Annotated in this window: 11 protein-coding genes; 8 read left to right on the top strand and 3 right to left on the bottom strand. The window is 65.6% G+C overall.

What is annotated here, in order from left to right:
• Positions 1 to 408: 408 nt before the first annotated feature.
• Both rpsT and mutM read right to left on the bottom strand, forming a co-directional pair.
• Positions 409 to 675, bottom strand: coding sequence for a 30S ribosomal protein S20 (rpsT, locus tag AC3G7M_RS18485; protein WP_489213616.1), 267 nt, complete (start codon positions 673 to 675; stop codon positions 409 to 411).
• Positions 676 to 837: 162 nt separating this feature from the next.
• Positions 838 to 1,683 carry a bifunctional DNA-formamidopyrimidine glycosylase/DNA-(apurinic or apyrimidinic site) lyase gene (mutM, locus tag AC3G7M_RS18480; RefSeq protein WP_489213615.1) on the bottom strand — a complete coding sequence of 282 codons (846 nt, stop codon included), beginning with the start codon at positions 1,681 to 1,683 and terminating at the stop codon, positions 838 to 840.
• Positions 1,684 to 1,712: 29 nt separating this feature from the next.
• Here mutM and AC3G7M_RS18475 point away from each other — a divergent pair, with 29 nt between their 5' ends.
• The 3 genes from AC3G7M_RS18475 to dut are packed head-to-tail and all read left to right on the top strand — an operon-like array spanning position 1,713 to position 4,143.
• Positions 1,713 to 2,480, top strand: coding sequence for a class I SAM-dependent methyltransferase (locus tag AC3G7M_RS18475; RefSeq protein ID WP_489213614.1), 768 nt, complete (start codon positions 1,713 to 1,715; stop codon positions 2,478 to 2,480).
• Positions 2,477 to 3,697, top strand: a complete 1,221-nt coding sequence (gene coaBC / locus AC3G7M_RS18470) for a bifunctional phosphopantothenoylcysteine decarboxylase/phosphopantothenate--cysteine ligase CoaBC (RefSeq protein ID WP_489213613.1) — start codon at positions 2,477 to 2,479, stop codon at positions 3,695 to 3,697. The genes AC3G7M_RS18475 and coaBC overlap by 4 nt, the downstream gene beginning before the upstream one ends.
• Complete coding sequence (gene dut / locus AC3G7M_RS18465) at positions 3,694 to 4,143, top strand: dUTP diphosphatase (protein WP_489213612.1); 450 nt, start codon at positions 3,694 to 3,696, stop codon at positions 4,141 to 4,143. Before coaBC ends, dut begins: the two co-directional genes overlap by 4 nt.
• Positions 4,144 to 4,153: 10 nt before the next feature.
• Here dut and AC3G7M_RS18460 read toward each other — a convergent pair whose 3' ends face one another.
• Positions 4,154 to 5,590, bottom strand: coding sequence for a DUF2142 domain-containing protein (locus AC3G7M_RS18460; protein WP_489213611.1), 1,437 nt, complete (start codon positions 5,588 to 5,590; stop codon positions 4,154 to 4,156).
• A 190-nt stretch (positions 5,591 to 5,780) separates the two neighbouring features.
• Between AC3G7M_RS18460 and AC3G7M_RS18455 the strand changes: the two genes are divergently transcribed.
• The 5 genes from AC3G7M_RS18455 (at position 5,781) to rnhB (ending at position 11,673) form a co-directional block, all read left to right on the top strand.
• The gene (locus AC3G7M_RS18455; RefSeq protein ID WP_489213610.1) at positions 5,781 to 7,499 is read left to right on the top strand and encodes an ABC transporter permease; all 1,719 of its coding nucleotides are present in this window, start codon (positions 5,781 to 5,783) and stop codon (positions 7,497 to 7,499) included.
• 22 nt (positions 7,500 to 7,521) lie between these two features.
• Positions 7,522 to 8,871 (top strand): ABC transporter ATP-binding protein, encoded by a 1,350-nt coding sequence (locus AC3G7M_RS18450; protein ID WP_489213609.1) that lies wholly within the window; start codon positions 7,522 to 7,524, stop codon positions 8,869 to 8,871.
• Between the two features lie 165 nt (positions 8,872 to 9,036).
• Positions 9,037 to 10,206: a pyridoxal phosphate-dependent aminotransferase gene (locus AC3G7M_RS18445; protein ID WP_489213608.1), complete on the top strand. Its 1,170-nt coding sequence runs from the start codon at positions 9,037 to 9,039 to the stop codon at positions 10,204 to 10,206.
• A 10-nt stretch (positions 10,207 to 10,216) separates the two neighbouring features.
• Entirely contained in the window at positions 10,217 to 10,918 is a 702-nt protein-coding gene (locus AC3G7M_RS18440; protein WP_489213606.1) for a hypothetical protein, read from the top strand.
• Positions 10,918 to 11,673, top strand: coding sequence for a ribonuclease HII (gene rnhB / locus AC3G7M_RS18435; protein WP_489213605.1), 756 nt, complete (start codon positions 10,918 to 10,920; stop codon positions 11,671 to 11,673). The genes AC3G7M_RS18440 and rnhB overlap by 1 nt, the downstream gene beginning before the upstream one ends.
• The last annotated feature ends 34 nt before the right edge of the window (positions 11,674 to 11,707 follow it).

The following is an 11,707-nucleotide window of genomic DNA, read 5'->3' as shown; positions in this document are numbered from 1 at the left end:
GACGTGCCAAACAAGCTAAGACGTGACCCAACTCTCGCCAAAGAGTGAGACCTCAACAAAAAAATCGCTATTTCGGGGTTCTGCACCGTTACCCCCGGACCCACTTCATGAAAACTAAGTTAGGTCACGGCGAGGTGCGAGGCAACCAGAATCAAATGGAGCCAAAATAGAACTGTCGGACAAAACGCGAATGTCGCAACCGAATATTTACTAATATTTCGATTAGTGCTGACTAAACAGCTGTCAAACACGCCAAAGGCGATGTTGACTTGATTTGTCGCCAGGCTCTGCGTGCCAATAGTCTACCTGATTTTCCAGGCAAACCATCTAAAGCTCATGTGAGCGCGGCCAACGCAGAACGAGATGGGAGCCTGACTTGCGTCTGCTCCCATCTAATAAGATGCAGCGTTAGGCCGCAAGAGCCTTAATGCGACCCGACAGGCGGGACATCTTGCGGGCGAGCGTGTTCTTGTGCGCCACGCCCTTGTTGGCTGCGCGATGCAGCATCGGCTGGGCCGCCTTGATCGCCGCCTGAGCCACAGCCTTGTCGCCGCTCGCGATCGCGGTTTCGACAGACTTGATCACGTTACGCATACGGGTGCGGCGCGCGACGTTGCGGTCGGTGCGCTTGGCCGTCTGACGGATACGCTTACGGGCTGAGGCAGTGTTGGCCATGATTAATCGACATCCAAACAAAGTGTATGGAGCGGCCGTATCGCCACCCCCGAATGAGGGGGCTTCTCTAAATTCCGCAGGGGGGTGAGTCAAGGGAAAGGGCGGTCAATAAAGGCGCTTCTGCCTTGCGCGGCGATCACAAAATCTGACCGGGATGCCGTATCACTTTTGTGTCCAAGGGCAAAAAAATGTGCTGCGTCCGGCCTGGGTGATGCGGCGGATGCCCGGACACGCCGGATGGTCCGCGCACCGCTCGCAGGGCATCGCCTCCCGGGCATAGACCTTCCACGCATGCTGGAAATAGCCGAGTTCGCCGTCGGGTTGCACATAATCCCGCAGGCTTGATCCTCCGGCCGCAATCGCCTCGCTCAGGGTTTCCTTGATGGCCGGCACCAGCCGTCTGGCGCGGGCGCCGACCACCGTCCCGGCCAGCCGCTCGGGGCTGATCCCGGCCCGGAACAAGGCCTCCGAAACATAGATATTGCCGAGTCCCGCAACGATGCGCTGGTCGAGCAGCGCCGCCTTGATCGGCGTTTTGCGCCCCGTAAGAGCCGCCGAAAGCACGGCCGGGGTGAAATGGTCGTCCAAGGGTTCCGGTCCCATGCCCGCCAGCAGCGGGTGCTCGTCTTCGCCCTGCGTCGGCATCAGGTCCAGCAGGCCGAAGCGGCGCGGATCGATAAAGCCCACGCGCCAGCCGTCCTCGGTCTCCATCACCAGATGCTCGTGCTTGGCGGCGGGCGGCGGCGGCTCATGCGGGCCATGGATGGCCATCCGGCCGGACATGCCGAGATGGATCAGCACGCTGTCGCCGCCCGAGAGGCGCATGAGGATATATTTGCCGCGGCGGCGGAAGCTCGTGATCCGGGCGCCGGTCAGCCGGGCGGCGAAGCCCGGCGGGATCACGCGGCGCAGGTCGCCGCGGGCCAGCGCCGCGCGGCGCAGCCTCCGGTCTTGCAAACGCGCGGCCAGTCCGCGCATGACGGTTTCAACTTCAGGGAGTTCCGGCATTTCGCTGGCCAGCGTATAGGGTAAGCACGATGACCGACAAAGCCATGCCAGACCAGATTTCCTCCGACCAGATCGATTTCGGATTCCGGGCGGTACCCCGCGCCGAAAAAAAGTCCCTTGTGAAAGGGGTCTTTGAAAGCGTGGCGCCGCGCTACGATCTCATGAACGATCTCATGTCGCTCGGTATTCACCGGGCCTGGAAGCAGATTTTCACGACGCTTTTGGACCCGCGTCCGGGTCGCCGCCTGCTCGACCTCGCCGGGGGCACCGGCGACATCAGCTTCGGCTGGCTCAAAAAGGGGGGTGGCCCGGCTATTCTCTCCGATATCAATCCGGCGATGCTGGAAGTGGGCCGCGAGCGCGCGGTCGAGCGCGGCCTGATCGGCGATCTCACCGTCCTGGTGGCCGATGCCGAGGCGCTGCCAATCCCGAACAATAGTGTCGACGTCGTTTCCATGGCCTTCGGCCTCCGCAACTGCACGGATAAGGATGCTGTGCTGCGTGAGGCGCGGCGCGTTCTGCGGCCCGGCGGGCGGTTCTTCTGCCTGGAATTCTCCCGGCTGGAGATTGCGGCCCTCATTCCGCTCTATGAGGCCTGGTCCTTCAAGGTGCTGCCGCGGCTGGGCAAGGTCTTCGCCAATGACAGCGAGAGCTATCAGTATCTGGCCGAGAGCATCCGCATGTTCCCGGATCAGGAAACGCTGGCCGAGATGATGCGCACCGCCGGCTTCAGCCGCGTGACGCATCGCAATCTTTCGGGCGGCATCGCCGCCATCCATTCCGGCTGGAAGCTGTGATCGGACTCACCGGCAAACGCATTCTGCTCATCGTCTCGGGCGGCATCGCCGCCTACAAGGCGCTTGAACTGGTGCGGCTGCTGAAAAAATCCGGGGCATCGGTCACCGCCGTGCTGACCCGTGGCGGGGCGCAGTTCGTGACCCCGCTTTCGCTTCAGGCCCTGACCGAGGAAAAGGTCTTCCAGGATCTCTTCTCGCTGACCGATGAGAGCGAGATGGGCCATATCCAGCTCTCCCGCGCGGCTGATCTCGTCGTCGTCGCTCCGGCCTCGGCCGATATCCTGGCCCGCATGGCGGCGGGGCTGGCGGATGATCTCGCCACCACATTGCTGCTCGCGACCGACAAGCCTGTGCTGGTGGCGCCCGCCATGAATGTCCGCATGTGGACCCATGCGGCGACGGTCGCGAATCTCCAAACCCTCAAAAATCGCGGTGTCGCCATCGTGGAGCCGGAGGAAGGTCCCATGGCCTGCGGCGAATTCGGCCCTGGCAGACTGGCCGAGCCGGCGGTGATCCTCGACCATATGCGCGCCTATCTGGCGCCTGCAGCCAAGCCGCTCGCCGGGCGGCATGCGGTCGTCACCAGCGGCCCGACGCATGAACCGATCGACCCCGTCCGCTATATTGCCAATCGCAGCTCGGGCCGGCAGGGCCATGCCATTGCAGCGGCCCTCGCGGGGCTCGGCGCGCGTGTCACCCTCGTCTCCGGTCCGGTGACGATCCCCGATCCCGCCGGTGTTGCGGTGGTCCGGGTGGAGACGGCCGCCCAGATGCTGGACGCCGTGCAGGCGTCGCTGCCGGCCGATATCGCCGTCCTCGCGGCCGCGGTCGCTGACTGGCGGGTCGCGGAGCCTTCGGGCCAGAAAATCAAAAAGCGTCCTGGCGCCGACGTGCCGGCGCTGAGCTTCACAGCCAATCCCGATATCCTGTCGACGCTCTCCGCCCCGGGACCGCAGCGGCCGCGCCTGGTCATCGGCTTCGCGGCCGAGACGGAGAATGTCATCGCCTATGCTGCCGAAAAACGCGCGCGCAAGGGCTGTGACTGGCTCCTGGCCAATGACGTCTCGGCAGAGGGTGGTGTCATGGGCGGGGCCGAGAATGAAGTGCATCTTATCACGGTGGCGGGCGTCGAAGACTGGCCGCGCCTGCCGAAAGACGCGGTGGCGGCCCGGCTCGCCGGCCGCATCGCGCAGGAATTGACGGGACAGACGCCGTGACCGAAGCACCCGTATCTGTCACCCGTCTGCCCCATGGCGCGGACCTGCCGCTGCCGGCTTACGCTAGTGCGGGCGCGGCGGCGGTTGATTTCCTGGCCGCGATCGCTGAGCCGATTGAGATCGCCCCCGGTGGCCGCGCCGCGATCCCGACCGGCCTCGCCGTCGCCCTGCCCGCAGGTCACGAGCTGCAGGTCCGTCCGCGCTCGGGCCTCGCGCTGAAGCACGGCATCCTGGTCGCCAATTCGCCCGGCACGGTGGACGAGGATTACCGGGGGGAGATCAAGATCATCCTGCTCAATGCCGGCACCGAGGTTTTCCGGGTGGAGCGTGGCATGCGCATCGCCCAGGGCGTGCTGGCGCCGGTCACCCGCATCGCCTGGCATGAGGTGGATAGCCTGGATGAGACGGCCCGCGGGCAGGGCGGTTTCGGCTCGACCGGCGTCTGACGCCGCGTTCTCAGCCGTAATAGTGCTGGGCGATGATCGCCGGCAGCCGAATGTCGAGCGCGATAAGCGCGGCGAGCGGTGCAACCCACCAGATCCAGCCGAACCGCGGCGGTACAGGCAGAATACGTCCCAGCAGCATCGTCATCAGCGGCAGTAGCGGCAGGAAATAGCGTCCTTGCACGCCGTCGATGCGGGCGGCTCCGACGGGCGTCCAGGTCAGATATTGCACCATATAGATCAGTTCGATGCAGCCCGTCCCGGCCACCAGCACACCCAGAAAGGTCCATATCCGGGCCGCGCCAGGCCGGTTGCCGATCGGGCAAGCGGTCGTCAGCAAGGCGCCCATGGCGGAGAGCAGGGCCAGGGTGAACAGCGTGTAAAGCACCTTGGGCAGGCGGATGTCATGAACGCCCAGCACGCCGATAAGATCCGTGCGGAGAGACGTATAGGCCGGCACTTTCTCCATCAGCGGCAGCAGTGCCACCGTCAGCGGATGGTGGAGCATGACCAAAAGCTGCATGGCCGGAATGGCGGAGCGGAAAAGCCGCTCGGGATCGCCCGGCCAGAGCGGTCCGGGATGATAGGGCGCACCCGGCAAGAGCGGCACGGAGACGTGCCGCATGACGGCCAGGGACCATAGCATTGCCGGCAGTGCGACCAGGACTGCAGCCCCAAGACGCGAGTGCCAGGATCTGTCCGCGGCGGCTGGCGCGACCAAGGGCAGCAGCAGCAGGGCGGCGAAGGGCGGCTTTTGCAGGGCGAGGATCGCCAGCAGGGCCGTACCGGCCCAGAATCCCCGTCCGTCCTGGCGGGTCAGCAAAGCCAGCGCCAGCGCCGCGCTGGCGATCAGAAGCCCGTCTTGATTGCAGGACCCGGCCAGCCAGACAGTCATCGGCAGGCCCAGAATCACCAGCAGAAGAAGCCGCCCGCGGCCGGCCAGAGCCAAAGCGAGGCAGCCCAGGATCGTGAAGCCGAGGGCATTGCCGAACCGCGCGGCGATACCGGCCGAATAGGGCGAGGCGCCCAGGCTCTCGGCGATGCCAAGGGCGAGGGCGGCCGGCATATAGGCGACCGGCGCGTAGGCAGCGGTATTGACGCTGCTGATGAACATCGGTGCCGGTGACCAGGGAATGGCGCGGGCCCAGGCCAGCCGGGCGCGGGTCGATGTCAGGCCGGACGGCGGCGCCATCGCGCCATTGCCAACGCTCGCGGCATAGACCAGGCCGAAATTTGCGGTGACGCCGGCATCCGCGGCCCCGGATGCGGCATTCACCCGGGCCACGCGATAGCCCATCACTTCACCCCGCAGCACGCTGTCGGCCCGCGCGATATGGGTGGGCTCGTCCGGCGCCTGCCCAAAGGGAACCGTCCAGGCACAATAGGCGACCAGCGGCACGACCAGCAGAAGGAAACAGGCCAAGGCCACTGCCCGTTCGCCCAGGCGCATGATGTGCGATCTCCTTCTATGCGCCTCTCCACTGAACCGCCGCCCGGCGATAACGGCCCTTTCGCGCTCTGTCACCCTTTCATCATGCGAAGGGTGGTGACAGGCGCCTACGGCGTGGTCTAGAGCGCAGAACATCGGCCGCTTTCGCGGCTTCTCCGTCAATCTGTCACGAACCTGAAGGCACAGTCCCATGACGACATCGGCCTTGCCCGCCTTTGTGAGCGGTCGTCGCGTTCCCAATGTCTGGGACGGCGCTGCCATACTATGCGTGCTGGCCGGTCTGGTCCTGGTCGCTCATGCCGCGGGCGGCACCCTGGCCCCGCTGCCCAGCGCCACGACCATTCATCTCGACCTCAAATATCTGCCCTATTACGCGCTCAGAACGACGCTGCGCATGTTCGTGGCGCTGCTCTTTTCGATCATCTTCACGCTGATCGTGGCGCCGCTTGCGGCCAAAAGCCGCCGCCTCGGCGTCATCCTCATTCCCGCGCTCGATATTTTGCAGTCCGTGCCCATCCTCGGCTTCCTGTCCTTCACCGTGCTGTTCTTCCTCAACCTGTTTCCGGGTCGCGTCATCGGCGCCGAGCTGGCCGCCGTTTTCGCCATTTTCACGAGCCAGGCCTGGAACATGACCTTCAGCTTCTATCAGTCGCTGACGACGGTGCCGCGCGATCTGGATGAGGCGACGCGCAGTTTCCAGCTCTCCACCTGGCAGCGCTTCTGGCGCCTGGAAGTGCCCTTTGCCATGCCGGGCCTGGTCTTCAACACCATGCTGTCGATGTCGGGTGGCTGGTTCTTCGTCGTGGCGTCCGAAGCGGTCACCGTCGGCAACACCACCTTTCTGCTGCCGGGCATCGGCTCCTATGTCTCGGTCGCCTTGTCGCAGAGCAATCTGGCCGCGGTGCTCTACGCCATCATCGCCATGCTCGTCGTCATCCTCATCTACGATCAGCTTCTGTTCCGTCCGCTCGTGGCTTGGTCAGCAAAATTTCGGTTTGAGATGACAAGCGGCGGCGAAGCGCCCGACCCCTGGGTCTTGAGCGTTCTGCGCCGCACCCGGCTTCTGCAGGTAGTGGGCGAGGCAATCGGCGATATCGCGAACCGCATCGGCGGGTTGCGCATGAAGCTGCCGCTGCCCGTTCTGCAAACGAAATCGCAGAAGCCGTCGCGCGTCCTCGATAGCATCTGGTTCACCCTTGTCGGCGTCGTTGTCGCTTTCGCCTTCTGGCGGGTGGCGGAATTCGTCGCGGCATCGGTCACCCTCGGCAGCCTCGCCCATGTCATCCTGCTCGGCTTCTTCACGCTGCTGCGCGTTGCGGCCGCCATGGTGATCTGCACGGCGGTCTGGGTGCCGCTTGGCGTCTGGATTGGTCTCAGGCCGCGCTGGGCCCGGCTCATTCAGCCGGTGGCGCAGTTCCTGGCGGCGTTCCCGGCCAATCTGCTCTTCCCGATCGTCGTCATCGTGCTGGTGCGCTTCGCGCTCAACCCCAATATATGGCTGATGCCGCTGATGATCGTCGGCACGCAGTGGTATGTGCTGTTCAACGTCGTCGCCGGCGCCTCCGCTTTTCCGGGCGATCTCAAGGAAGCCTCGGCCAGTCTCGGCATCAAGGGCTTGCTGTGGTGGCGCCGCGTCATCATCCCCGGCATCTTCCCCTACTATGTCACGGGGGCGCTGACCGCCTCGGGGGCCGCCTGGAACAGTTCCATCGTTGCTGAAGTCGCGTCCTGGGGTCATACGACGCTGACGGCGACCGGCCTCGGCTCCTACATCGCAGAGGCGACGAATGAAGGAAATACAGCGCATATCGTCCTCGGCGTCTTCGTGATGACGGCTTTCGTGCTGACCATCAACCGCGTGCTCTGGCGGCCGCTGCACGCCTTCGCCGTGCGCCGCCTGACCTTCTAAGCCTCTCCAAAATCGGCAGGAGATGACCATGGACCAAACTTTGCAGAAGACTGCGCCGATGCTGGTAAGTATCGCTAATTGCCGCCAATCTTACCCCAAGGAAGCGGCGTCCGACGTCATCATTCTCGATGACGTCAATCTCGAACTGCGCGAAGGCGAGATTGTGGGCCTGCTCGGCCGCTCCGGCTCAGGCAAGTCGACCCTGCTGCGCATCGTCGCGGGGCTGCTGAAGCCGACCGCGGGCGATGTGCGCTGGCGCGACTTGCCCATCACCGGCCCGGTCCGCGGCGTCTCGATGGTGTTTCAGAGCTTTGCGCTGTTTCCCTGGCTGACGGTCGAGGAGAACGTCGCCATCGGCCTCGAAGCCCAGGGCGTACCCAAAACGGAGCGTGAGGAGCGGGCCGAGGATGCGATCGACCTGATCGGTCTGGGCGGCTACGAAAACGCCTATCCGAAGGAAATGTCGGGTGGCATGCGCCAGCGCGTGGGTCTGGCCCGCGCCCTCGTCGTCCATCCCGACCTGCTGCTCATGGATGAGCCCTTCAGCGCGCTCGACGTGCTGACCGCAGAAACGCTGCGCACCGACCTCATCGACCTCTGGTCCGAAGGCAAGCTGCCGGTGAAGTCGATCCTCATGGTCACCCATAACATCGAAGAAGCGGTGCTGATGTGCGACCGCATCCTGGTCTTCTCCTCCAATCCCGGCCGGGTCGCGAGCGAACTCCGCGTGCCCTTCCCGCATCCGCGTGAACGTCTGGACCCCGAATTCCGCCAGCTGGTGGACGACATCTACGCCCTGATGACGCGCCGGCCGGTGGAACACCGCACGCCGCAGCAGCACGTGGACCGCTCTGCGCCGCCGCCGGCCCCCACTTTCCAGGCGCTGCCGGTGGTCTCCACCAACCTCATGGCGGGCCTGATGGAGACGATCGAAGGCGAGCCCTATAACGGCCTCGCTGACCTGCCGGCGCTGGCCTCGGCCTTCCAGATGGAGGCGGATGAGTTGCTGCCCATCGGTGAAGCGCTGCAGATGCTCGGCTTCGCCGAATTCGAGGAAGGCGACATCAAGCTCAGCGATGCCGGCCGCCGCTTCGTGGAAGCCGATACCGACGATCGCAAGGCGGAATTTGCGGCGGCGCTCCGCGCGCATGTGCCGATGATCAGCCAGATCCGCCAGGTGCTCGACGAGCGCTGGAACCATCGGGCGCCCGCGCTGCGCTTCCGCGATGAGCTGGAGGACTACATGTCCCCCGACTATGCCGATGACACCATGCGCACCATCATCGCCTGGGGCCGCTATGCGGAGCTGTTCAGCTACGACCGCGAGGCCGATCAATTCGCCCTTGAGGATGACGACGACGAAGAGGACTGATCGTTTTCGCCGTCGCCCTTCAAACCTTTTCCCTCGGGCTTGATCTGAGAGCCTACCCGTTCCGTGATCCTCTCGTCACATGAATCCCGAGGCGAATCCCAGCCCCGCGCGGGCCGTGATTTTTGCCTCTCGCCTCGGCTCGACGGGCTGTGTTAGCCGATTCGCATGTCTGCTCCTCATTTTGATCTGGCCCGTTTGCAAGGGTCGCGAATCGTCTCCGTGGCCCGGCTCGCCTTCGGCCGCCCGGATACCGAGTTTCTGTGTTTCGGAGAGTCGGACCAGAAAAGTCCGGCGGCCGCCGTAGGCGCGCTGACGGCGGCCCTGGCGCGCGGAGAGACACTCTACCCCGATGTGCGCGGCCTGCCGGCGCTCCGCCAGTCGATCGCGGCCTATCTGACGGCATTGCACAAGCAGCCGGTCGCCGAGAGCCGCGTCATGGTCACGGCCTCCGGCATGGCGGCGCTGGCGATCGGTCTCTCGGCCATTCTGCGCCCCGGTGACCGCGTCGTGCTGCATGAACCCGCCTGGCCCAATGCCGGCAATGCCGCCCGCCTGCGCGGCGCGCAGGTCGAGCCGATCGCCCTCTCGGCGCATCAGGATGGCAGCCTGCATCTGGATCTCGATGCGCTTGACCGTGCCCTGGCGGGGGCGCGGATCTTCATTCTCAATTCCCCCAATAACCCGACCGGCTGGACCGCGACGGAAGCCGAGCTGCGGCAGATCCTCGCGCTCTGCCGCAAGCACGGCTGCTGGCTGCTATCGGATGAAGTTTATTCCCGTCTGGTCTATGACGGGTCGGACGCCGCACCCTCCATTCTCGATATCGCTGAGCCTGACGACCGCATCATGGTCGCCAATAGTTTCAGCAAGACCTGGGTCATGACGGGCTGGCGCCTCGGCTGGCTGATCGTGCCCGAAGCGGTGCGGGATGAGCTTTCGGAAGTGATCGAGGTGACCCATTCCGGCGTCGCGCCCTTCATTCAGCAGGCCGGGCTCGCGGCCATCGCCGACCACGTCACGCCGCCGCATTTCCGGGCGCATTGCGCAGACGGGCGGCGCATCGCGGCCGAGATTCTGGGTCAGGTGCCCGGCATTCGCTACGCCTCGCCCGACGGCGCCTTCTATGCCTTTCTTCAGGTCGAGGGCCTGGCCGACAGCCTTGGCCTCGCCGAACGGCTGGTGACCGATCATGGCATCGCCATCGCACCCGGCATCGCTTTCGGCGACAGCGGCGAAGGCTGGCTGCGCGTCTGTTTCGCGGTCGCCCCCGAGCGCCTGACGCGCGCGCTCGGCCGGCTTGCCGCGGGTCTCGCCGCTTTCCGGGCGCGGTCGTGAGGAGCGGGCGATGAGCAGTCTATGCGCGGTCTGCGGCGCCGTGGTGCGGCCGGAATTCAAGGCGCCGGCCGCCGAACTCTCCCCCGATCTCGATTTCCGCCCCGGCGAGCCTGCGCGCTCCACGCTGCGGCGCTGGGTGGCCGAATGTTCTGGCTGTGGCGCGGCCGCGCCCAATCTCTCGGCATTGACCGAGGCGGATGCCGAGATCGTACGGTCGGATCCTGAATATGCCGCGCTGCGCGCCCAGGCGCCGGCCTTCGCTCGCAATTTCCTGCTCTGGGCGCTGCTCTCGCAGCGGCGCGGTGATATCTGGCCGGCTTCGGAAGCGCTGCTTCAGGCGGCCTGGGCGGCGGACGACGCCGGAGAGGGGGAATGGGCGCAGCTCTGGCGCAGCCAGGCGGCCGAACTTTGGCCCGGTTCTCGGGAAGTGCAGCCGCGCCTTTGCCTGATCGACGTCACCCGCCGCGCGGGAGATTTCGCGCGAGCCGCCGTTGTTGCCGAAGCGCTGCTGGAGGAGCCGCTGGACGAAAGTTCTGCGGCCATTGTCGCCTTCCAGCGCCGCCTGATCGCCGATCGCGAAACCGGCCGCCAGCTCATGAGCAGCGCGCTGCGCCCGCCCGCGAGCCGGCCCCATGTCTCCTACAACCAGAGCCGGTCCGCTGAGGCGGGCGGGTTTCTCGGCTTCTGGCGTCGCCTGTTCGGACGCGACTGATGGCGCCGCATTTCAAGCTCGAAAAAGCGGCCGGCGGTCGTGTCGCCGGGGTGGATGAGGTGGGCCGCGGCCCGCTCGCCGGTCCTGTCGTGGCCGCCGCCGTGGTGTTCCCGAAGGGCGTGCCCCGGAAACTTGCAAGCCTGCTCGACGATTCCAAGAAGCTGACCGCCGCCCGCCGCGAGGCCGCCTATCAGGCGCTGCGCGCCGCATCCGGGGTTGAGATTGGGGTCGGCGCCGCCTCGGTTGCCGAGATCGAGACGATCAATATCCTCCGTGCCAGCCACCTCGCCATGCAGCGGGCCGTGCGGCGCCTGCCAAGCACGCCCGATTGCGCGCTGGTCGATGGCAATATGGCGCCCCCTTTCGGCTGCGCCACGCAATGCGTGGTGGGTGGGGACGCGACCAGCCTGTCGATCGCGGCGGCCTCCATCATCGCCAAGGTCATCCGCGACCGGCTGATGGCCCGCCTTGCGACGCGCTACCCGCATTACGGCTGGGAGCGGAATGCCGGCTACGGCACGCCGGTCCATTGCCGCGCCATGGCCGAGGTCGGGGTCACGCTCCATCACCGCCGTGCCTTCGCGCCCGTGCGCGCCCTGCTTCAGGAAAGTCTGCTGCTCGCCATGCCGCTATCCGCGACCAGGGCGGTTGCAGCTTGGACAGCCGATTTCGGGCAGGAATCTCTGCTGGCGGTCGGCCTTGAGGAAAATCAGGGCAAAACGCTATCGCCCCGTCATAACGCTCTGGCACTCTGAGTCCGGTCATGTTGAAACGTCTTACGGGCCTTCG

The organism is Acidisoma sibiricum (assembly GCF_057837225.1).
This window is presented reverse-complemented; position numbering and strand designations above follow the sequence as displayed.